A 21,867-nucleotide genomic window follows, 5' to 3' on the forward strand; every position below is an offset into this window, starting at 1 on the left:
AGCGAAAAAAACATATATTTGCAGAGACATATATAATCCGATAACAATAAAATCTATAGCAAATGAGAAAATTCACGACAAAATCCATTATTGCACTGTTAGCAGGTACGGTGACTCTGAGTTCATGTATCGGTTCTTTCGGATTGACCAACAAGGTGTTAGACTGGAACAAGAGCCTTAGCAGCTGCAAGTTCCTCAACGAACTTGTGTTCCTTCTGATAAGCCCTGCCTATGCCGTGTGTGGCGTGGCAGACCTGTTCATCCTCAACACCATCGAGTTCTGGAGCGGCAGCAAAGTGATGGCCAAGGTGGGTGAGACCCAAAATGTGATGGGCAAAGACGGCCGCATGTATGCCGTGAAGACACTGAAGAACGGTTATGAGATAACCTCTCCCGACGGCGAGGTGTCACACCTTGTATATAACAAGAAGGAGAAGAGCTGGAGCTACGAGGACAAAGGCGCCATCAAGGAACTGTTCCGTTTCAACGACGACGGCACCATCATGGCAACTCTGCCCAACGGCAAGAAGATGAAAGTATCGCAAGACCAGGCCGGCATCTACCAGGTGAGAATGGCTGTCAACGATGGAATGTACTTCGCTTCAAGAAAATAAGAAGGAATAGACGACTAATTAATTACGATATGAATACAATAAAAAAATTAGCTACTTGCTGCATCGCTTTAGCTGCAGCACTAAATGCGAACGCGATCGGAACGGAAACGACCAGCACGGCATTATGCGTACAGAACATCAATGCGCAATGGACTGGTGACGCCACTGGATTCTGGAAGGCAAGAATCGGTGCCAACGTCAAAGACATCCCGAACTCCTGTCCTGGGCTATATTCAAAAGTCGACAAGACCGACTTCGGAGATGGCACATATCTGTATAGCTATCTGAAAAACGAAGAAGAAGTGTTTTCTGTAACCACCGACGATGCCGGAACCATCAATTCCGTCAGCATAGCCATGGGTTCAGGAATAGAACTCTCTCTGATGGGCATCAAAGTGACTGCAGACACAAAATACCACACACTGATGAAGGCCGTGCCTACCAAGATAAAGTGGGTGTTAAACTTAGGTGAACTCAGACTCAACCTCGGTTCGGAAAAGGTATATTGCGAACCGTTCATCAGAGACCTCACCCAACGCGGCCATAACAAGTTGGCAAAGATGAAAGACACGGAGAGATTGATTCCTGTCACCCTGTCAGACATCGAGCCCGACGCTATATTATGGAAAATCACCATAGAATAAGCGCATAAGCCCCATATCTACAACAAGCCCCGACCGGTAAGCACTACCCGTCGGGGCTTGTCAATATAAAGCCACGCCATACAAATAAAATCTTGAATATCAAAGCCACAACCTCCGTTCTCCTTTGCCATGAAACAATCATCTCTTTTCTGCCTGGAGAAAAACCAAACAAGCACCGATGACCGGTTGGGGATTATCAGAAAGCAGCGAATGCGAAAAGGTTAAATTAACACAAAACCGGAGAGGCGGAACGAGAGAAAGAGAAAATAGTGTTACTTTTGTAAGATATGAAGAAAGTGTCAGTACTCGTGCCGGTATATGGCGTGGAGAAATATATAGAAGAATGTGCGAGATCACTGTTCGAACAGACTTACGGTAACATAGAATATGTGTTCGTAGACGACTGTTCGAAGGACGGCAGTATCGCCATACTTGAAAGGGTGGCCGAAGAATATCCCCAGAGGAAAAGTCAGACAAGAATAATCCGCCATGACCACAACAGAGGACTTGGCGGAGCAAGACTCACCGCCCTGCAGAAGGCAACGGGAGAATACGTGACCCACGTGGACAGCGACGACATCCTGCCCCTCGACGCCATAGCCCTGCTGATGGCGAAGGCCGAGGAAAGCGGCGCCGACATCGTAACCGGCGGATATTCAGAATGGAGAGACGGCAAGGCCACAAGATATGCGGGACCGCCACAGATGGGAAAGGAGAAATACCTGAAGGCACTGCTATGCCAGAACATAGTGAAAAACAGGATATGGGGCAGGCTATACCGCAGGGAGACACTGACGGAGAACGGAATATACAGTGTGGAGGGCATCGACTTCAGCGAAGACTATGCCGTGGTGCCGAGGGCTGTGTATCACTCACGGATAGCGACCGTAGACAAGAACGTGTATTACTACCGCATGGACAACAACACTTCGTATACGCATACCATATCAGAGAAGCATCTACGCTCCCACCTGAGGGCATGCCAGCTCGTGGCGGATTTCTTCATGACCGTAGCCGACGGCAGCAAATACCGCAAGGCAGTGGACATCGGCATCGCCAACGCCTTCAGATGTCTTGCCGACAGCAATCTTGACGCTGCCATCGCCGACGAGACGCTGACATACGAACCCGGCGACAGGATTTGCCGACTGTGCATCTCGATGCTGAAGAAGAGACGATGGGTGAAAACCGCTGATTTCATATATCTCGCCTACAGGCGGCTCTATTTCAGCATAGTATGACAACAAGGCGCTTGGCAACGGATTCCGGCAGATTCCAAAACGGTCATGAAGCCGTTTGATACGACAAGTTCCAAAGCCCGATTTGGGTTGAAAAGGAATATAAATTGCTCCATAAGCGCCCTTTGTTTATCGAAAGTCAAAAAATAGCTACTATCCTCTATTTTTTCGCCGCAATAGAATGGGAAATATAACGATATTTTGTAACTTTGCAACCAAATTCATATTTTTACACGACATATAAAGAAACAGAAGATGGCTGGAACAAGACAAATCAAGACCGCATTGGTATCAGTGTTTCACAAAGACGGGCTGGATGAGCTTCTCGCAAAACTGAATGCTGAGGGTGTGAAATTCCTTTCTACAGGAGGTACACAGAAATTCATCGAGTCGCTTGGCTATGAATGCCAGGCAGTGGAGGACGTAACGACATATCCCTCTATCCTTGGCGGAAGAGTAAAGACCCTCCATCCGAAAATATTCGGAGGCATCCTGGCCCGCCGCGACAACGAAGGCGACCGCGACCAGATGCAGGAATTCGAGATACCAGAGATTGATTTGGTCATCGTAGACCTCTATCCATTCGAGGACACCGTGGCAAGCGGAGCTTCTGAGACCGACATCATCGAGAAGATCGACATCGGCGGCATCTCGCTAATCCGTGCCGGAGCAAAGAACTTCAAAGACGTTGTCATCGTGCCAAGCAAGGCTGAATATGGTGTGCTGCTCGACATACTGAACAAGAAGGGCGCCCAGACCGACATCGAAGACCGTCGCATGTTCGCCACAAGAGCTTTCGGAGTGAGCAGCCACTACGACACGGCTATCCACGCATGGTTTGAGAAATAAGCGAGGAGCAAAAGAAAGAAAAGTTGACGAGAAGACTAACGGAAACTGACGGGAAGGAGACATGAAGAGCCGGCAACAACAGGCGGCAACCTGTCAAGAGAGAGAAAAAAAAGAGTCTGCCAGTCAACAGACAGGACAAGCGGGAAAGCTTGCAAGAACTTAGTATATATATAATAAGGTAAAAGCAAAAGAACGAATATGGGATTCTTTTCATTTATACAAGAGATAGCAATGGACTTGGGTACCGCCAACACTATCATCATCAGTGATGACAAGATAGTAGTTGACGAGCCATCGGTAGTGGCTCTCGACCGCCGCACCGACAAGATGATTGCCGTTGGCGAAAAAGCCAAGATGATGTATGAGAAAACTCACGACAACATACGCACCATCCGTCCGCTACGCGACGGCGTGATTGCCGACTTCACTGCCTGTGAGCAGATGATGCGCGGACTGATAAAGATGGTACACACAGGAAGCCGCCTCTTCTCGCCGTCACTGCGAATGGTGATCGGCGTGCCTTCAGGCTCTACTGAGGTTGAGCTGAGAGCCGTGCGCGACTCTGCAGAACATGCCGACGGCCGCGACGTATATCTGATTTTCGAGCCTATGGCAGCTGCCATCGGTATCGGAATCGACGTGGAGGCTCCGGAGGGTAACATGATTGTTGACATCGGTGGCGGCAGCACCGAGATTGCCGTGATTTCATTGGGCGGCATCGTATCCAACAACTCCATCCGCACCGCCGGCGACGACCTGACAGCCGACATCCAGGACTACATGAGCCGTCAGCACAACGTGAAGGTGAGCGAGCGTATGGCCGAGCGAATCAAGATACACGTTGGTTCCGCACTCACCGACCTTGGTGAGGAAGGACCAGAAGACTATGTGGTACATGGTCCGAACCGCATCACCGCCCTGCCAATGGAGGTACCTGTATGCTATCAGGAAATTGCCCACTGCATCGACAAGACAATCGCAAAGATAGAGAACGCCGTGCTTTCAGCACTTGAGAACACACCGCCGGAGCTCTATGCCGACATCGTGAAGAACGGCATATACCTGACGGGAGGTGGCGCTCTGCTGCGCGGTCTGGACAAGCGTCTGACCGACAAGATCAACATCAAGTTCCACATCGCCGAGGATCCATTGCACAGTGTTGCCAAGGGAGCCGGCATCGCGTTGAAGAACGTTGACCGCTTCTCATTCCTCATGAGATAACAAAGAAATACAAAATACAATTTAACAGCGAAAAGGTATAGTGCCGTAGAAAAGTAAAAAGTCAGCGCTGACTAGCGAGAGTCCTTTTACTTTTTTACAGCCTTGCCTTTTTTCTTTTGATACACAATGCGCAATCTTCTTGCCTTCTTGGCGAAATACAACCACTGGTTCGTATTCATCCTTCTCGAAGTGATATGCTTCGTGCTGCTGTTCAGGTTCAACAATTTCCAGGGCAGCGTATACTTCTCCTCGGCAAACGCCGTGGCAGGAAAGGTATATGAATACAACTCCTCAGTAACGACATTCTTCAACATGTCGCAGAGCAACAAAAAGCTCAGCGAGCGCAACCTCATTCTCGAACAGCAAGTAAGAGCCCTCACTCAATACATCGCCACCCACCACGGCGACTCCCTCGCCATGGAACAGTGTCAGAAACAGGCGCTTGCCGGCTTCAAGCTCATTCCGGCGAAGGTGATACAGAGCACCATAAACCGTGAAGACAACCTCATCACCATAGACAAAGGTAAAGCTGACGGAATACACGAGGACATGGGAGTGGCATGCGGCACGGGAGTAGTGGGAGTGGTGTATATGGCATCTGATCACTACTCTATAGTATTGCCGGTGATAAATGTGAACTCGAACATCAGCGTCATGATACGCAAGAGGGGATACTTCGGTTTCCTGCACTGGAAGGGAACACCGAGCGACATTGCCTATGTTGACGATGTGCCGCGCCATGCCAGATTCGCCCTCGGCGACTACGTGGTGACAAACGGATACTCGTCGATATTCCCGCCAGGAATAATGGTGGGCAAGATTCTCCACGTGTTCAACTCCTCCGACGGACTCTCATACCGAGTGCAGTTAAGACTCTCAACCGACTTCGGCAAACTGCGCCACGTATGCGTGATAGACAACAGTGCGCTCAAAGACAAGGCTCTGTTGCTGAAAGCGGCTCAAGACTCGCTGAAACCGAGAGACACCAGCAAGAAATAACAAGGCGGTACCGCCACGACAACTTTATCACCAATAAAGGGAAAGGAACAAATAATGAGCATCGACATCATAAAAAGAATCCTCCTATTGACAATACTCGTACTGGCACAAGTGCTGGTACTCAACAACATACACCTGCTGGGATGCGCCACTCCGCTACTCTACGTATATCTCGTGCTGCGCATCAACCGCTTCTGTCCGCAATGGGCAAACCTACTTTGGGGATTTGTCATCGGACTGTGTGTAGACATCTTCTCTAACACCCCCGGACTGGCGGCAGCCTCAATGACTCTCATGTCGCTGCTACAGCCATACGTGCTCAACATCTTCGTGGCACACGACAACCAGGACGACCTGAAACCGTCGTTCCGCACGCTCGGTCCGGTGAAGTATATCAGCTACACATCGATACTCGTGTTCATATTCTGTATCACATTCTTTACACTCGAGACCTTCAACTTCTTCAACTGGCTGCAGTGGATATACAACATCGTGGGCAGCACCATAATAACAGTATTGCTCGTGCTCGTGGTGGAAAACGTGAGAAGAGACTGACAAGAGCAGGAAACAACAATTTCAAGAAATGAGCAAAGATTTCGGATTAGAAAACAGGAAATACGTGATTGGCGGCGTTGCCATGGTCATCATCATCATCTACATCATACGACTCTTCGTGTTGCAGATCATGAGTGAGGACTACAAGAAGAATGCCGACAGTAACGCATTCCTGAAAAAAATAGAATTCCCCGCCCGTGGCGCCATCACCGACCGCCACGGCAAACTCCTCGTATACAACCAGCATGCCTACGACATAATGGTGATAATGAACGAGGAGAGCGGACGCCTCGACACCATGGCTTTCTGCAACGCCTTGGGCATTACCAAGGAATTCTTCATAAAAAGGATGAACGATATAAAAGACCGTTCAAAGAACCCCGGCTACTCCAGATTCACCCAGCAGCTCTTCATGAGCCAGCTGACATCAGAGGAAAACTCCGTGTTCCAGGAAAAGATATACCGGTTTCCCGGTTTCTACATACAGAAGCGCAGCATCCGACAATATATGTATCCTTATGCCGCACACGTGCTTGGCGATGTGAGCGAGGTTTCACTCGCCGACATCGAAGACGACGACTACTACCAGGCAGGCGACTATATCGGAAAGCTCGGCATAGAGAAATACTACGAGAAAGAGCTGCGCGGCACCAAGGGAGTGCATATCCTGCTGCGCGACGCACACGGCAGAATACAGGGCAGCTACCAGAACGGCAAGTTCGACACCAAGCCCATTGCCGGCAAAGACCTCACGCTCGGCATCGACCTGCAGCTGCAGGCGCTCGGCGAGAGACTGATGCAGGGCAAGATAGGAAGTATCGTTGCCATCGAGCCTGCCACGGGAGAGGTGCTTTGCATGGTGTCGTCGCCAAGCTACGACCCGCGTCTGATGACGGGAAGGATGAGAGGCAAGATGCACCACTACCTGATGAAAGACCCCTACCGTCCGTTGCTCAACCGCTCAATCATGGGACAGTATCCTCCGGGCTCCACCTTCAAGACTTCACAGGGCCTGACGTTCCTGACCGAAGGCATCGTGTCGCCATCCACGGCTTTCCCATGCCATCACGGATTCTCGTTCCGCGGACTCCATGTGGGATGCCACGGACACGCCTCACCGTTATCCATAGTGCCGGCAATAGGCACTTCATGTAACGGATATTTCTGCTGGGGACTGTATTATATGCTGGGCAACAGAAAGAGATACAAAACCGTGCAGGATGCCATGAACACATGGCGCGACTACATGGTGAGCATGGGATTCGGATATAAACTGGGCATAGACCTGCCGGGAGAGAAACGCGGACTGATTCCAAACGCACAGTTCTACGACAAGGCATACAAGGGATCGTGGAACGGACTGACGGTAATCAGTATCAGCATCGGACAGGGCGAGGTGAACCTCACCCCGCTCCAGATTGCCAACCTGGGAGCGACTATCGCCAACAGAGGATTCTTCTATACGCCACACGTGGTGAAGAAGGTGAAGGGCGAGTATCTCAAACCGGAATTCAGAGAGCGCCATTACACCAAGGCAAACCACCGGTCGTACGAATATATCGTGGCGGGAATGAGGAAGTCGGCAATGGACGGCACCTGCAAAATGCTCTCCCGACTGCCGATAGAAGCCTGCGGAAAGACCGGTACAGCCCAGAACCGCGGCCACGACCACTCCGTATTCATGGGCTTCGCCCCGATGAACAAACCAAAGATAGCCATCGCCGTCTACGTGGAGAACGGAGGATGGGGAGCCGACTACGGTGTACCTATCGGCGGACTGATGATGGAACAGTATATTAACGGAAAGCTGTCGCCTTCTTCTGAGAAAGAGGCAGAGGCATTCCAACACAGACGTATAGCATATGGCTCAAGTGACAGATAAACAACCGAGCGTGCTTCGCTCTCTGGACTGGTGGACGATAATAATCTATGTGGCGCTGCTCTGCTTCGGATGGATCAGCGTATGCGGAGCGAGCTACACCTATGGCGACAACGACATATTCTCACTGGGTGCCCGCTCCGGCATGCAGATAGTATGGATAGGCACTTCGATAGCACTGGGCTTCGTGTTGCTGATGCTCGACAGCAAGTTCTACGACACCTTCGCCTACGTGATATATATGGTGTTGCTCCTGCTGCTCTTTGCCACGATATTCAACCCACACGAAATCAAAGGCTCGAGGTCGTGGCTCGTGCTCGGTCCGCTGCGACTGCAACCGGCAGAGTTCGCCAAGTTTGCCACTGCCCTTGCCGTGGCGAAATTCATGAGCGCCTATGGTTTCGACATACACCGCTGGCGCGACTTCGCCACTGCCTGCGGCATCGTATTGCTGCCGATGCTCTTCATCGTGGCACAGAAGGAAACGGGTTCTGCATTGGTATACCTGTCTTTCTTCCTGATGTTCTATCGTGAGGGAATGCCGGGCAGCGTATTGTTCACAGGAGTAGCGATGGTGGTGTATTTCGTTGTGGGAATCAGATACGGCGAGACTCTCATCGAACCCTCGCCCACTCCTATCGGACCGTTCGTCGTGTTGCTGCTGGTACAGATATTCACAGCCGGCATGGTGCGCACATACTGCAAAGACAAACACAAGTCGTGGCTCATCATAGCTTATTCAGTGGGTGCCACGGTGCTGTCGGTACTGTTCGCAGAATTCGTGTTGCCTTTCAATATCGTTTACGTACAGCTCGCAGTTACGCTGATTCTCATCGGCTATCTGCTATACCAGGCGTTGTATACGAGGATGCGCAACTATTTCCTTATCCTGTTGTTCACCGTCGGTTCAGTGGCATTCTTCTATTCTGCAAGCTACGTATTGAACAATGTGATGGAGCCTCATCAGCGAGTGCGCATCAACGTGCTGCTTGGTCTCGACGAAGACCTGAAGGGTGCCGGCTACAATGTTCACCAGAGCGAGATAGCCATCGGTTCTGGCGGACTGAAGGGCAAGGGATTTCTGAACGGAACACAGACGAAATTGAAATTCGTGCCGGAGCAGGACACCGACTTCATTTTCTGCACCGTTGGCGAAGAGGAGGGATTCGTAGGGTCAGCTGGAGTATTGCTATTGTTCCTCGCCCTCATCATCAGACTGATAAAGATGGCGGAGCGACAACCGTTCCGTTTCGGCAGGGTGTATGGCTATTGCGTATTGAGCGTTTTCCTCTTCCATGTTTTCATCAACGTGGGAATGGTGTTGGGACTGACGCCTGTAATCGGTATTCCGCTGCCGTTCTTCAGCTACGGAGGATCGTCGCTGTGGGGATTCACGATTCTTCTTTTCATCTTCCTGAGAATCGATGCGGCAAGGAATATGCCGAAATAATATTCAATGACATAAGAAAAAAAATGACCGATTGCAGCTTAGTGCACAATCGGTCATTATATTTTTTAACCCAAATCGGTCATTAGGGCTTGCTTGGATTTTGCTTTTTAGAAGGATGGATTTTGTTTGGCTTTTAATGAGTAATAGCGAGCTATTGCGAATTAAAAACAAGCAAAAGGCGCCTTATAAAAAACAAAAGACTGCAAGCAGTTATTATAATTATACATTAAACGGTCTAATGACCGATTTGGGTTTAACCAGAATCGGTCATTATGTTTTAACCCTAAACGTTCATTAGGGCTTAATTGGATTTTTTAGAAGAGAGGATTTTGTTTATCCTGAAATTCCATATCAGATTCTCCATCATCTCTTCACTATCTTCACGCCGATGTCTGACACACCGGGAAGTATCTCCCTCTTCATGTTGTGGCGCACACAGATATGCAGCGAGTCGCCTTTGTTGAGAGATATCTCACGGATGGGGAAAGAGTATTGGTATGCACTGACACCATCGCCGAGAAAATTTCCTCTGCTGTCGGTGATAGGACACTTGATGGTGTCGGTAACCACCTTGCCGGAAGGATATACCGTCTGCTGCACTATCAGACTGACGCTCGTGAACGGGAATATCTCCGTCATCCTGACGCCCAGAGACTGAGAGTATACACCAGCCTGCTTCATCTTGGGAACGTCGAAAGACAGGGTGTCGTTCTTCTCCCAGCCTGATAGCGGCGTATGGTCGTAGGTGTTATACACGGTGTCGGTAGTGCATGATGCAAAGACATTCGCCACTATTACTGCGGCGAATGTCATTATATATAATATGGTGTGTCTGAAGTGCATATCTGCGTTGTCGTTATTTTTACTGGTTGCCGCCGTCATTTGCTTTCTCCTGCTTCGGCTGTTGGGGAGTGTTAGGTTTTCCCTGACGACGACGCTGTCCGCCGTTTCCGTTTCCACCATTCCTCTGCTGCTTAGGTCCGCGCTGTCTCTGACGGTCGTCCTGTGGTTTCTGTTGGTCGCCATTGGCATCAGGGCGCTGAGGTTTGGCGTCACGCTGTGGCTTGTTATCAGGGCGCTGCTGTTGTTTACCCTCTTGGCGTTGTTGCGGCTTGCCCTCCTGACGTTGCTGCTGTGGCTTGTCCTCCTGACGTTGCTGCTTGCCTTCTGCCCGGCGCTGCTTCCTGTTCTCGGCTGAAGCCTGCTGGTTGCCTCCTTGCTGGTTGTTTGCAGGCTGTTGGTTGTTGGCGTTTGCAGCCTTAGCATCCTTGTTGTCCTGAGCTTTGTTGCCACGCGACTTCTGTTTCTTCTTTTTCTTTGCCTTGTCAAATCTCGTGAGACTCTCGCCTGCCAGAAGGTCCACCTGATGGTTCTCCGTCATAGGCTCATCGCTGTCGCTGAGCGAGTCAGGCTTTTCTCCCCGCCTGTTCATCTCCACAATCTCGAGTGCGCGCTGAGCGGTGATTGTCACGAGGTTTGCTGCGAGGCGCTTGTCGGTGGAATATGTCACAAGACCTGCCAGGATATCTGTCTTGAAGAGGAAGTGGTCGCCATCCATAGTCTGCAGCACCACTTCGCGGCTCGGCAATTTGCGGCCTGCCTCTATGTAGCTGTCCACCTCATAGTTGAGACAGCATTTCAGTTTGGCACACATTCCTGCGAGCTTCTGCGGATTGAGCGAGATGTCCTGATATCGGGCTGCTCCTGTGCTCACCGACACGAAGTTCTTCATCCATGTGGCGCAACACAGTTCTCTGCCGCAAGGTCCTGTTCCGCCGATGCGTCCTGCTTCCTGTCTGGCTCCGATCTGCTTCATCTCGATACGCACATGGAAAGTCTCGGCAAGCACCTTGATAAGCTGGCGGAAGTCCACTCGCTCATCGGCGATATAATAGAAAATCGCCTTGTTGCCATCGCCCTGATACTCCACATCACCGATTTTCATCTGCAGGTTGAGGTCTTTGGCTATCTGTCGGCTCTGAATCATGGTGCCGTGTTCGCGGCTCTTCGCCTCGCGCCATTTGTCGATATCCACTGGTTTCGCTATGCGATATATGCGCTTGATGTCGTCCATAGACTTGAGGTTCGCCTTCTTGACCTGCAGTTTCACGAGCTTTCCCGTGAGCGTCACCACTCCGATATCATGACCCGGACTTGCCTCCACAGCCACCACATCGCCCTTCTTCAGATCGAGGGCATTGACATTATGGTAATATCCCTTTCGGGTGTTCTTGAACTGCACCTCAACAAGGTCTGTGCTCTCGGCATTTCCCGGCACATCAGCGAGCCAGTCGTATGTATTCAGCTGGCGGTCCTGCCTTCCGCAGCCTCTTCGGCAGAGTCCGCGAGAACAACCGTCGCCAACGGTGAATTTCATATTCTTGAAGTCCATATCGTAATTCTCTTTTCTTTATTAATAAAATATTGTGTGTATATATATTGTCCGTGCTTCCCATCCGGAATGTCATTTCTGTATGAGCAGCACGATTGTCTTCAGCGCGATGTCGAAGAACACGATCTTGGCATTTGCGTTCTGTCCTATGTCGCGTATTCCACGCTCGTAGAGTTCCGACAGCTCCACCACATTCGCCTCGTTGATGAAACGGGCGAAATTCTTCGAGAAGTTCTCCTCTTCGGCAGTCATGTAGTTGAGTTCGGGTTTATGGAAGTTATACATGAAATTCTCTCTTATGAGTCTTCCGAAATATGCGAGCATACTCTTCTGTCGTTCTCTTCCGTATCCCGCCACCGCTTCGCTCCATTTCTTCAGGTCTTTTATCTTGCGCATATATGCCAGTCGCATGAGCATTATGAACATGTCGAGAAAGAGTCTGTTCTCGTTGCCTGCATCAAGTTCTGCCTCTGCGGCAAGCCAGTTGCCGTTTGCCACTCTCGCTATGCGGTGGCCCATATCGGGCGCCACATATCGTTTGTCTATGAGCGTCTGCTCCATCGACGGAGTGTCTATGCGCTTGAAGTCGAACCGCTGAGTACGGCTGCGGATAGTTTCAAGGAGTTTCTCCGGTTCCTCACAAACCATTATGAACACGGTCTGGTGTGGCGGCTCCTCTATCAGCTTCAGCATACTGTTGGCGCATTCACCGTTCATCCTCTCCGGCAACCATATTATGCACACCTTGTATCCGCCCTGACTCGACTTCATGCTGAGTTTACGTACGAGCGCATTGCTCTCTCCCACTCCGATAATCGGCTGTTGGTTGGCGGCACCCATGGCAGTGAGCCAGTTGGCCATTGAGAAATACGGCGACTTGCATATCATCTCGTTCCATTGCCGGGCAAAATCATCACTTTCCATCTTGTGTTCTGACGAAGTGCCGGCAGGTTTTATCACGGGATATGAGAAGAACAGGTCGGGATGTCCCCATTTGGCAAGCATCGCCTCTGCGCTGCGGCGCTTGTCGGCGGTTAGCGGCGGCATGGCTGCTGCGGCGGCATGCTGGTCGGCATCATCGTCGTCACGCTCTCCGAGCAGGAATGAGGCAAAAGCCATGGCAAGCGCCATCTTGCCGCATCCCAACGGGCCACAGAATAGCATGGCATGGGGCACACGGCCTTCGGCGACGAGCTGCAGCAGCTGCCGCTTGGCTTCTTCCTGTCCTATAACGTCTCTGAATTTCATCTTGCCTATATAACGGAAAGCCTGTCTGCGCTACCACACCACCGTGTATGGAAACGTCGGCTTTTCCGTGGATGCAAATTTACGCAAAATTATCGACTTATTTTTAAAACATCGGCAAAAAGGAACATGACAGTTTGTTTTATGGTGTAAAAAATGCCAAAACAAGTGGATTATCGATGCTACGGAAACGTTTTTCATAATTATTCTGCTCAATACATTATGTTTTTCGAACAATAAACATTACCTTTGCCTCATAATAACGAACTAACCTACGTAAAACAAAAAACAAAATGAAACAGACACAACAGAATGTGGCCTGGCAGGAAAACGGCAGCAGGTCATATCTAATCTCTATCGTCATGGTGGCGGTGTTGGGCGGACTGCTCTTCGGCTACGACACGGCTGTGATTTCGGGTGCAGAGAAGGGACTACAGGCGTTCTTCAAAGGGGCTGCCGACTTTCAGTACTCCGACTTCATGCACGGCTTCACCAGTTCGAGTGCTCTCATCGGCTGCATCTTCGGCAGCGCCGTATCAGGATTCTTCGCAAGCCGCTTCGGCCGCAAGCGTTCGCTGATATTCGCCGGCATCTGCTTTTTCATGTCGGCATGGGGTTCGATGGAACCCGAATCGTATATTATGCCACAGGGCAGGGCAAGCCTGGAGTTGCTATATGTGTTCAATGCCTACCGTGTGCTTGGCGGCTTCGGTGTAGGAATGGCGTCTGCCATCTGTCCGATGTATATCGGCGAGGTGGCACCGAGCAATATCCGCGGAATGCTCGTCAGCTGGAACCAGTTTGCGATCATCTTCGGACAGCTCGTGGTGTATTTCGTCAACTTCATCATCCTCGGATCTCACGCCAACCCTATATACGATGCTGTAGGCAAGATTGCTAACTGGGCTGACTGCCAATGGACGGTGGAAACGGGATGGAGGTATATGTTCGGCAGCGAATGCGTGCCGGCAGCACTCTTCACTCTGCTGATATGTTTCGTGCCCGAAACCCCTCGCTATCTCGTGATGATAGGACAGGACAAGAAAGCTGAGGGTATCCTCGCCCGCATCAACGGTTCGAACAAGGCGAAGGAGATAATCAGAGATATAAAGGAGACTATTACCGTGAGGACGGAACCTCTTATGACCTATGGTTTCCTCTGCATCTTCGTGGGAGTGATGCTCTCGGTATTCCAACAGGCAGTGGGTATCAACGCCGTGCTCTATTACGCTCCCCGCATCTATGAAGACATGGGAATGAAAGACCCTATGGTGCAGACCGTTATCATGGGTATCGTAAACATATCGTTCACGCTCGTTGCAGTGTTCACGGTAGAGAAACTCGGACGCAAGCCTCTGCTCATCTGGGGTTCTATCGGCATGGCAATAGGTGCGCTCGGCGTGGCACTCACCTTCGGCAACCCGAGTCTTGGCACGGTGACGATGCTGAGCATCATGGTATACAGTGCGAGCTTCATGTTCTCGTGGGGCCCTATCGCCTGGGTTCTCATCGCCGAGCTCTTCCCAAACACCATCCGTGGTGCAGCGGTTGCCATTGCAGTAGCCTTCCAGTGGATATTCAATTTCATCGTGAGTTCCACCTTCGTACCGCTATTCAACATGCATCTCACCGAAGGCGACGACTTCGGACATTGGTTCACCTATGTGATGTATGGCGTCATCTGTGTGCTTGCCGCACTATTCGTCTGGAAACTGGTTCCTGAAACTAAAGGCAAGACTCTCGAAGACATGACGAAGCTATGGAAGAAATAACGCTGATTTACTGTATGACAGAGAATTTCCAAAAAACTGTCAGACCATCTGGTTTTTCACCGTAACGTTCTGACAAACAGATAGTTGACTATCTTGCGATTGTCAGGCAATTGTCTGGACAGTTTGCTGATGAAAGGAATTGTCAGATGGAAGGAATTGTCAAATGAGAGGAATTCAGACGACAGGAATCGTTTGCGTTGGCAGAATCCTGTAATATGGAAATATGGGTGTTACAACAGTCACTTATTGGGCAGACGTCTGACAGCAAATCTGCCCAACAGGGGCAAGCACGTTACCCATGATGGGCAAGCACCGTGCCCCAGTTGGGCAAGCACCGTGCCCAAATTAACCCAAATCGGTTATTAGGATTAAGTGTGAGCTAAACTTATTCCGCCAACGGGTCATTTTCTCTATAAAGACAAATTATTGCCGGTCTCCTGTCTATGCGGAGACCGGCTTCTTTCAATGCCTTCTTCCGCACGTCATATACACTTTTCGCCACAACGCTTTGACATCTGACAAAAAAGAAGTAATTTTGCAGCAAAATAGGTAAAGAGACATTATAATGAAAGAGTTACAGTTAAAGTACGGATGCAATCCGAATCAGAAGCCCTCAAGAATTTACATGGAAGAGGGCGAACTCCCAATCGAAGTATTAAACGGCCGTCCGGGCTACATCAACTTCCTTGATGCCCTGAACAGCTGGCAGCTCGTGAAGGAGCTGAAAGAAGCTACAGGACTGCCTGCAGCAGCCAGCTTCAAGCATGTATCACCGGCAGGCGCCGCTGTGGGACTGCCACTGAGCGACACACTGAAGAAGATATACTTCGTTGACGACCTGAAGATGGAACTCTCACCCATCGCCTGTGCATACGCAAGGGCACGCGGCGCCGACCGCATGAGTTCATACGGTGACTTCGTGGCATTGAGCGACACTTGCGACGCCGCTACGGCAACGCTGCTCAAGAGGGAAGTGAGCGACGGAGTTATTGCCCCGGACTTTACGCCTGAGGCTCTGGAAATCCTCCACGACAAGCGCAAGGGTACATACAATGTGATTAAGATAGACCCTACTTACAAACCAGCACCGATTGAACACAAGCAGGTGTTCGGAATCACATTCGAGCAGGGACGCAACGAGGTGAAGCTCGACGACCCGAAGCTCTTCGAGAATATCCCTACCAAGAGCAAGGAATTCACAGAGGAGGCCAAGCGCGACCTCATCATCAGTCTCATCACACTGAAATACACACAGAGCAACTCTGTTTGCTACGTGAAGGACGGACAGGCTATCGGCATCGGCGCCGGACAGCAGAGCCGCATCCACTGCACGCGTCTGGCCGGCAACAAGGCTGACATCTGGTGGCTGCGCCAGCACCCGAAGGTGATGAACCTTCCTTTCGTGCCGGGTATCCGCCGCGCTGACCGCGACAACACCATCGACGTGTATATCAGCGAGGACCACGACGACGTGCTCGCCGACGGCACATGGCAGCAGTTCTTCACAGAGAAGCCGGAGGTGCTGACGATGGAAGAGAAAAAGGAGTGGATTGCCAAGAACACCAAGGTGGCACTGGGCAGCGATGCCTTCTTCCCATTCGGCGACAACATCGAACGCGCCCACAAGAGCGGTGTGGAATATATCGCACAGGCAGGTGGTTCGGTGCGTGACGACCATGTCATCGACACCTGCGACAAATATGGCATCACGATGGCATTCACCGGCGTGAGACTCTTCCACCATTAATATCACGAATATGGACATAGATCAGATCATCGAAGGCGGCATGACATTCAGACCGGCCAGAAAGAGCGACGACTCCAACGGCAAGGTGAAGACGAAAGCCAAGAAAAAGGCATACATAACTGGTGCCCACGGTAGTGGCTCAGCCATGCAGAAAGCGAAATACCGCCAGCAAAGAGCCAACAGAAAAAGGAAATAACGTCGGCACTTGAACGATCCGACCTGGAAAGCTACTCCCCTGAAACCATACAACGGATTTCAGGGGAGTTTTTTCGTATCTGACTGTATATCCCTCTAATCGACCATCAGACAGTCTGGGGATTATTGGCACAACGAAAAAAAACAAAACGCCAATGAAAACCGCTGACACCGGAAATGAAATCCGCTGATATATGACATATCCGCTGCTACATGACTTATCCACTGATTATAACACAAATAACGCATCGGGAAATGTTGAAATACTCAAAACTTGGTAAATAGAAGGAAATATTTTCTGACTTCCGATTTTTTGTAGTATTTTTGCACCGTTATTGGGCAATGACGCCCTATGATACCACAAGACAATGCTTAGAATAAAGAAATTAGACATCTTCATATCCAGACAATTCGGAATGCTCTTCATCGGAACATTCTTCATCTGCCAGTTCGTGCTGATGATGCAGTTTCTATGGAGATATGTCGATGAACTCATCGGCAAGGGATTGTCGGTGGAGGTAATGGCGCAGTTCTTCTGGTATATGAGTCTGATTCTCGTGCCGCAGGCTTTGCCGCTGGCCATCCTGCTGTCGTCGCTGATAACCTTCGGAAACCTCGGCGAGAGCAGTGAGCTTACTGCCATCAAGGCTGCTGGAATATCGCTGATGCAGGCTTTCAGGTCGCTGATAGCCATAACACTGATAATATCCGGAGTGTCGTTCTACTTCCAGGATGTGGTGGCACCAAGCGCCAACATGCAGTTCGCTCAGTTGCTGATGTCGATGAAGCAGAAGAGTCCGGAACTGGAAATACCGGAAGGCGTGTTCTACGACGGAATACCGAACTGCAACCTGTATGTGCAGAAGAAGGACCTTAACTCAGGAATGCTCTATGGCATAATGATTTACCGCATGACCGACAGTTTCGAGGATGCAGCGATAATACTCGCCGACTCGGGCATGCTGCAGTCTACGGCAGAGAAGAAGCACCTCGTGCTGACGCTGCATAGCGGAGAGTGGTTTGAAAACATGAAGTCGTCTGACGTCACGGGCAGCGCCAACGTGCCATACAGACGGGAGACGTTCATCTCCAAGAAAATCGTACTCGACTTCGACAACGGATTCAACCTTGCCGACGCAAGTTCGCTTTCCAACAACGCCAAGGCAAAGAGCATATCCCAGATAAGCCACGATATGGACTCGATAAGTCATGAATATGACAGCATCGGACGTGCATTCTACAAAGACGCCCGATTCATGCTCCTGGGCAGCCAGAAGATTTCGAGAAGCGACTCCTTAAGGATAAAGAAAGAAGTGGAGAGCGGAAAGTTCAACGTGAAGAAGAAATTCGAATCGCTAACGGCAGACAACAAGCTGAGGGCTGTGAACAACGCCATGTCGACGGTGCAGAACAACATGAACGAACTGCAGTTCAAGGCAATGGTGACGGGCGACGGCGACAAGCTGCTGCGCCAGCACAAGATAGAGGCGATAAACAAATTCACGCTCGCCCTTTCGTGCATCATATTCTTCTTCATCGGTGCCCCGTTGGGAGCAATCATCAGAAAGGGCGGACTCGGAGTGCCGGTAATCATCTCGGTGCTCGTATTCATCGTATATTATATCTTCGACAATACCGGATACAGAATGGCGCGCGGCGGCATGTGGGCGGTATGGTTCGGAAAGAGCATCGCGACATCCGTACTGACACCGCTCGCCATATTCTTCACCTATAAGGCGAACAATGACTCCGTGGTGTTCAACATCGATGCATACAAGAAGGTGGCGGCAAAGCTGCTCGGACTGAGAACGAAGAGGAGCATAACGAGAAAGACGGTGATAATAGAGACTCCCGACTATGAGAAAGACCGGCAGAACATCGAACAGATAACCAAGGAGATAAAGCAGTATGCCACGACACACAAGCTGAAATCTCCGCCAAACTTCATCAACGTGTTCTTCAAATATCAGCCGGACCACGAGATGGAGCGCATCGGCGAACTGCTCGAAAGCACCATTGCCGACCTTTCGAACTCAAAAGACAGAAAGGTGATAAACTGCCTGAACGAATATCCCGTGATAATGGTGAAATCACACACAAGACCGTTCGAGAGGAAATGGCTGAACATCACCGCCGCCATAATCGTGCCGGCAGGTCTGTTCTTCTTCTTCAGGATGTGGAGATTCAGACTGAGACTGATGAGAGACCTCAAGAAAATCAGCGAGACCAACAAATTGATGACAGACAGGCTCACTGAAATGAAAGAGGAGCCGACGGCAAGATGACAAACAGGAGAATTTATATACAAAGAAATTTATATATTATATAATAAGGTAACAATCACAATGGAGAATTTAAAGCTCAATACCGTAGAAGAGGCCATCGAAGACATCAAAGAAGGCAAATTCGTTATCGTAGTGGATGACGAGGACCGCGAAAACGAGGGCGACCTCATCATCGCAGCCGAGAAGATCGACGCCGAGAAAGTGAACTTCATGCTCAAGCATGCCAGAGGCGTGCTCTGCGTGCCCATCACTATGTCGAGATGCAAGGAACTCGACCTGCCACACCAGGTGTCTGACAACACCTCTATGCTCGGCACGCCGTTCACAGTGACGGTGGACAAGCTGGAAGGATGCTCCACAGGAGTATCCGCACACGACAGAGCAGAGACTATAAAGGCTCTCGCCGACCCAAGTTCCAAACCGACAACCTTCGGCAGACCAGGACACGTGAACCCGCTCTATGCACAGGACAACGGAGTGCTCAGAAGAAGCGGCCACACCGAAGCCGCCATCGACCTCTGCCGCATGGCAGGACTCTACCCTGCCGGTGCACTGATGGAGATTATGAACGAAGACGGCACGATGGCAAGACTGCCACAGCTGCTGGAGTTCGGCAAGGAATACGGTCTGAAGACGATTTCCATCAAAGACATGATAGCATACAGACTCAAGAATGAGGTGCTCGTGGAAAAAGGAGAAGAAGTGGACATGCCGACGGCATACGGACACTTCAGACTCGTGCCGTTCCGCCAGACAAGCAACGGAATGGAACACATGGCACTCATCAAGGGAAGCTGGGAGCCAAACGAACCGATCCTCGTCAGAGTTCACTCCTCATGCTCTACCGGCGACATCTTCGGAAGCAAGAGATGCGACTGCGGAGAACAGCTCCACAAGTCGATGGAGATGATAGAAAAAGAAGGAAAGGGCGTAGTGGTATACATGCAGCAGGAAGGTAGAGGCATCGGACTGATGAACAAGATTGCCGCATACAAACTGCAGGAGAAAGGTCTCGACACAGTAGAGGCAAACATACACCTGGGATTCAAGCCGGACGAGAGAGACTACGGATGCGGAGCACAGATTCTCAGACAGCTCGGAGTGAGCAAGATGAGACTCCTCACCAACAACCCTACAAAGAGAGTGGGACTTGAGGCTTACGGACTGGAAATCGTGGAGAACATACCAATCGAAATCGCACCTAACGAATACGACTACAAATATCTCCAGACCAAAAAGCTGCGCATGGGACACAACCTTCACCTATAATATATATATAGGGACCGGAGAATGAAATAACAAGACATTACATACACGGCAAAGGGCTGTTTCTTAGACATATTGTTCTATGAAACAGCCCTTGTTGCTATTACTTAACACATATTACAAAATAAAAGTGAGAATTATTCGTTAAAGAGAAGAAAATAATATACTTTTGCAACAAATATAAACACATAACACATCTTATATGACAAAATTATCAGACCGCCTGAACAGGCTCGCTCCTTCGGCTACATTAGCGATGTCGCAGAAAAGCGGAGAAATGAAAGCGCAAGGTATCGACGTTATCAACATGAGCGTGGGAGAACCGGACTTCAACACACCTGACCATATCAAGGAGGCGGCCAAGAAAGCTATCGACGAGAACTACTCGAGATACTCGCCAGTGCCGGGATATATCGAACTGAGAAAGGCTATCGTCGAAAAGCTGAAGAAGGAAAACGGACTGGAATACTCAACAAACGAGATTCTCGTGTCTAACGGTGCCAAGCAGAGTGTATGCAACACGGTGATGGCACTCGTAAATGATGGAGAAGAGGTGATAATCCCTGCTCCATACTGGGTGAGCTATCCGCAGATGGTGAAACTTGCCGGAGGAGAACCGGTTATCGTTGAAGCCGGATTCGAACAGAACTTCAAGATGACACCGGAGCAGCTCGAAGCTGCCATAACGCCAAAGACAAGGATGCTCATCCTGTGCTCGCCAAGCAACCCTACAGGCAGCGTGTACTCTGAAGAAGAACTCAGAGGGCTTGCTGAGGTGATAAAAAGACATGAAGGACTGTATGTGCTCGCCGACGAGATCTACGAACACATCAACTACGTGGGCAAGCACAGCAGCATCGCCCACATAGAGGGAATGAGAGAGCGAACGATAATCGTGAACGGAGTGTCTAAGGCATACGCCATGACAGGATGGAGAATAGGATTCATAGCAGCTCCGGAATGGATAGTGAAAGGATGCAACAAACTGCAGGGGCAGTATACGAGCGGCCCTTGCTCAGTGAGCCAGAAAGCGGCAGAGGCTGCCTATACCACATCGCAGGAATGCGTGGAGACAATGAGGAAAGCGTTTGAAAGACGCCGCGACCTTATCGTGGAACTCGCCAAGGACATACCGGGACTGGAAGTGAACAAACCGGAAGGCGCCTTCTACCTGTTCCCTAAATGCAGCAGCTTCTTCGGCAAGAGCTACAACGGGAAGAAGATAGAAAACTCAACGGATCTCGCCATGTTCCTGCTCGAAGTGGGCCACGTGGCAACAGTGGGCGGCGACGCATTCGGCGACCCATACTGCTTCCGCATGAGCTATGCCACAAGCGACGACAATATCCGCGAGGCGATGAAACGCATCAAGGACACATTGGCGCTGCTGGCATGACAGACGAACAGCGTGTCTTTATGATGCACTGATGGAAAATATTGCGGATAAAAACACTCGAAGCATATAGAAAAGCACTCTGAAAGGAAAAAAATCGCATCAAGGTAGTTAAAATGATTT

The 21,867-nt window shown here is 50.2% G+C and carries 18 protein-coding genes; 15 read left to right on the forward strand and 3 right to left on the reverse strand.

Features of this window, described 5'->3' with window-relative positions:
- Positions 1-62 precede the first annotated feature (62 nt).
- The 9 genes from ACDC99_RS08760 (at position 63) to rodA (ending at position 9,449) form a co-directional block, all read left to right on the forward strand.
- Positions 63-614: a DUF3332 domain-containing protein gene (locus ACDC99_RS08760; RefSeq protein WP_288762706.1), complete on the forward strand. Its 552-nt coding sequence runs from the start codon at positions 63-65 to the stop codon at positions 612-614.
- Positions 615-643: 29 nt separating this feature from the next.
- The gene (locus ACDC99_RS08765) at positions 644-1,258 is read left to right on the forward strand and encodes a hypothetical protein (protein WP_370756591.1); all 615 of its coding nucleotides are present in this window, start codon (positions 644-646) and stop codon (positions 1,256-1,258) included.
- A gap of 287 nt (positions 1,259-1,545) precedes the next feature.
- Positions 1,546-2,499, forward strand: a complete 954-nt coding sequence (locus tag ACDC99_RS08770) for a glycosyltransferase family 2 protein (RefSeq protein ID WP_044065756.1) — start codon at positions 1,546-1,548, stop codon at positions 2,497-2,499.
- A gap of 252 nt (positions 2,500-2,751) precedes the next feature.
- Positions 2,752-3,345 (forward strand): IMP cyclohydrolase, encoded by a 594-nt coding sequence (locus ACDC99_RS08775; RefSeq protein ID WP_022316228.1) that lies wholly within the window; start codon positions 2,752-2,754, stop codon positions 3,343-3,345.
- A 198-nt stretch (positions 3,346-3,543) separates the two neighbouring features.
- Complete coding sequence (locus tag ACDC99_RS08780; RefSeq protein WP_022316229.1) at positions 3,544-4,566, forward strand: rod shape-determining protein; 1,023 nt, start codon at positions 3,544-3,546, stop codon at positions 4,564-4,566.
- A gap of 126 nt (positions 4,567-4,692) precedes the next feature.
- Positions 4,693-5,565 (forward strand): rod shape-determining protein MreC, encoded by an 873-nt coding sequence (gene mreC, locus ACDC99_RS08785; protein WP_022316230.1) that lies wholly within the window; start codon positions 4,693-4,695, stop codon positions 5,563-5,565.
- 54 nt (positions 5,566-5,619) lie between these two features.
- A complete protein-coding gene (mreD, locus tag ACDC99_RS08790) occupies positions 5,620-6,120 on the forward strand; it encodes a rod shape-determining protein MreD (RefSeq protein WP_022316231.1) in 501 nt (166 codons plus the stop codon).
- A gap of 28 nt (positions 6,121-6,148) precedes the next feature.
- The gene (locus ACDC99_RS08795) at positions 6,149-8,002 is read left to right on the forward strand and encodes a penicillin-binding transpeptidase domain-containing protein (RefSeq protein ID WP_022316232.1); all 1,854 of its coding nucleotides are present in this window, start codon (positions 6,149-6,151) and stop codon (positions 8,000-8,002) included.
- Complete coding sequence (gene rodA / locus ACDC99_RS08800; protein WP_042520132.1) at positions 7,983-9,449, forward strand: rod shape-determining protein RodA; 1,467 nt, start codon at positions 7,983-7,985, stop codon at positions 9,447-9,449. Before ACDC99_RS08795 ends, rodA begins: the two co-directional genes overlap by 20 nt.
- A 363-nt stretch (positions 9,450-9,812) precedes the next feature.
- Here the strand turns inward: rodA and ACDC99_RS08805 are convergent, their stop codons facing one another.
- The 3 genes from ACDC99_RS08805 to ACDC99_RS08815 form a co-directional block, all read right to left on the reverse strand.
- A complete protein-coding gene (locus ACDC99_RS08805) occupies positions 9,813-10,292 on the reverse strand; it encodes a gliding motility lipoprotein GldH (protein WP_278841905.1) in 480 nt (159 codons plus the stop codon).
- Positions 10,293-10,311: 19 nt separating this feature from the next.
- Entirely contained in the window at positions 10,312-11,841 is a 1,530-nt protein-coding gene (ricT, locus tag ACDC99_RS08810; protein ID WP_278841907.1) for a regulatory iron-sulfur-containing complex subunit RicT, read from the reverse strand.
- A 72-nt stretch (positions 11,842-11,913) separates the two neighbouring features.
- Positions 11,914-13,089 (reverse strand): DNA polymerase III subunit, encoded by a 1,176-nt coding sequence (locus ACDC99_RS08815; protein ID WP_370756592.1) that lies wholly within the window; start codon positions 13,087-13,089, stop codon positions 11,914-11,916.
- Positions 13,090-13,379: 290 nt separating this feature from the next.
- Here ACDC99_RS08815 and xylE point away from each other — a divergent pair, with 290 nt between their 5' ends.
- The 6 genes from xylE (at position 13,380) to ACDC99_RS08845 (ending at position 21,747) form a co-directional block, all read left to right on the forward strand.
- Positions 13,380-14,858 carry a D-xylose transporter XylE gene (gene xylE / locus ACDC99_RS08820; protein WP_370756593.1) on the forward strand — a complete coding sequence of 493 codons (1,479 nt, stop codon included), beginning with the start codon at positions 13,380-13,382 and terminating at the stop codon, positions 14,856-14,858.
- Positions 14,859-15,423: 565 nt separating this feature from the next.
- Complete coding sequence (locus ACDC99_RS08825; protein ID WP_022316316.1) at positions 15,424-16,605, forward strand: phosphoribosylaminoimidazolecarboxamide formyltransferase; 1,182 nt, start codon at positions 15,424-15,426, stop codon at positions 16,603-16,605.
- A gap of 10 nt (positions 16,606-16,615) precedes the next feature.
- Positions 16,616-16,801, forward strand: coding sequence for a hypothetical protein (locus ACDC99_RS08830; RefSeq protein ID WP_022316315.1), 186 nt, complete (start codon positions 16,616-16,618; stop codon positions 16,799-16,801).
- Positions 16,802-17,168: 367 nt separating this feature from the next.
- Complete coding sequence (locus tag ACDC99_RS08835; protein ID WP_370756594.1) at positions 17,169-19,085, forward strand: LptF/LptG family permease; 1,917 nt, start codon at positions 17,169-17,171, stop codon at positions 19,083-19,085.
- Between the two features lie 60 nt (positions 19,086-19,145).
- Positions 19,146-20,354, forward strand: a complete 1,209-nt coding sequence (locus tag ACDC99_RS08840) for a bifunctional 3,4-dihydroxy-2-butanone-4-phosphate synthase/GTP cyclohydrolase II (RefSeq protein WP_022316313.1) — start codon at positions 19,146-19,148, stop codon at positions 20,352-20,354.
- Positions 20,355-20,553: 199 nt separating this feature from the next.
- Positions 20,554-21,747 (forward strand): pyridoxal phosphate-dependent aminotransferase, encoded by a 1,194-nt coding sequence (locus ACDC99_RS08845; protein WP_278841917.1) that lies wholly within the window; start codon positions 20,554-20,556, stop codon positions 21,745-21,747.
- The last annotated feature ends 120 nt before the right edge of the window (positions 21,748-21,867 follow it).

It is taken from the genome of Prevotella pectinovora, from assembly GCF_041323955.1.
Taxonomy (GTDB): Bacteria; Bacteroidota; Bacteroidia; order Bacteroidales; family Bacteroidaceae; genus Prevotella; species Prevotella pectinovora.

What these genes read in the sequence shown, in the direction of transcription:
- ACDC99_RS08760 (WP_288762706.1), top strand. Translation starts at nt 63, where the DNA reads ATGAGAAAATTCACGACAAAATCCATTATTGCACTGTTAGCAGGTACG.
- ACDC99_RS08765 (WP_370756591.1), top strand. Translation starts at nt 644, where the DNA reads ATGAATACAATAAAAAAATTAGCTACTTGCTGCATCGCTTTAGCTGCA.
- ACDC99_RS08770 (WP_044065756.1), top strand. Translation starts at nt 1,546, where the DNA reads ATGAAGAAAGTGTCAGTACTCGTGCCGGTATATGGCGTGGAGAAATAT.
- ACDC99_RS08775 (WP_022316228.1), top strand. Translation starts at nt 2,752, where the DNA reads ATGGCTGGAACAAGACAAATCAAGACCGCATTGGTATCAGTGTTTCAC.
- ACDC99_RS08780 (WP_022316229.1), top strand. Translation starts at nt 3,544, where the DNA reads ATGGGATTCTTTTCATTTATACAAGAGATAGCAATGGACTTGGGTACC.
- mreC (WP_022316230.1), top strand. Translation starts at nt 4,693, where the DNA reads ATGCGCAATCTTCTTGCCTTCTTGGCGAAATACAACCACTGGTTCGTA.
- mreD (WP_022316231.1), top strand. Translation starts at nt 5,620, where the DNA reads ATGAGCATCGACATCATAAAAAGAATCCTCCTATTGACAATACTCGTA.
- ACDC99_RS08795 (WP_022316232.1), top strand. Translation starts at nt 6,149, where the DNA reads ATGAGCAAAGATTTCGGATTAGAAAACAGGAAATACGTGATTGGCGGC.
- rodA (WP_042520132.1), top strand. Translation starts at nt 7,983, where the DNA reads ATGGCTCAAGTGACAGATAAACAACCGAGCGTGCTTCGCTCTCTGGAC.
- ACDC99_RS08805 (WP_278841905.1), bottom strand. Translation starts at nt 10,292, where the DNA reads ATGCACTTCAGACACACCATATTATATATAATGACATTCGCCGCAGTA.
- ricT (WP_278841907.1), bottom strand. Translation starts at nt 11,841, where the DNA reads ATGGACTTCAAGAATATGAAATTCACCGTTGGCGACGGTTGTTCTCGC.
- ACDC99_RS08815 (WP_370756592.1), bottom strand. Translation starts at nt 13,089, where the DNA reads ATGAAATTCAGAGACGTTATAGGACAGGAAGAAGCCAAGCGGCAGCTG.
- xylE (WP_370756593.1), top strand. Translation starts at nt 13,380, where the DNA reads ATGAAACAGACACAACAGAATGTGGCCTGGCAGGAAAACGGCAGCAGG.
- ACDC99_RS08825 (WP_022316316.1), top strand. Translation starts at nt 15,424, where the DNA reads ATGAAAGAGTTACAGTTAAAGTACGGATGCAATCCGAATCAGAAGCCC.
- ACDC99_RS08830 (WP_022316315.1), top strand. Translation starts at nt 16,616, where the DNA reads ATGGACATAGATCAGATCATCGAAGGCGGCATGACATTCAGACCGGCC.
- ACDC99_RS08835 (WP_370756594.1), top strand. Translation starts at nt 17,169, where the DNA reads ATGCTTAGAATAAAGAAATTAGACATCTTCATATCCAGACAATTCGGA.
- ACDC99_RS08840 (WP_022316313.1), top strand. Translation starts at nt 19,146, where the DNA reads ATGGAGAATTTAAAGCTCAATACCGTAGAAGAGGCCATCGAAGACATC.
- ACDC99_RS08845 (WP_278841917.1), top strand. Translation starts at nt 20,554, where the DNA reads ATGACAAAATTATCAGACCGCCTGAACAGGCTCGCTCCTTCGGCTACA.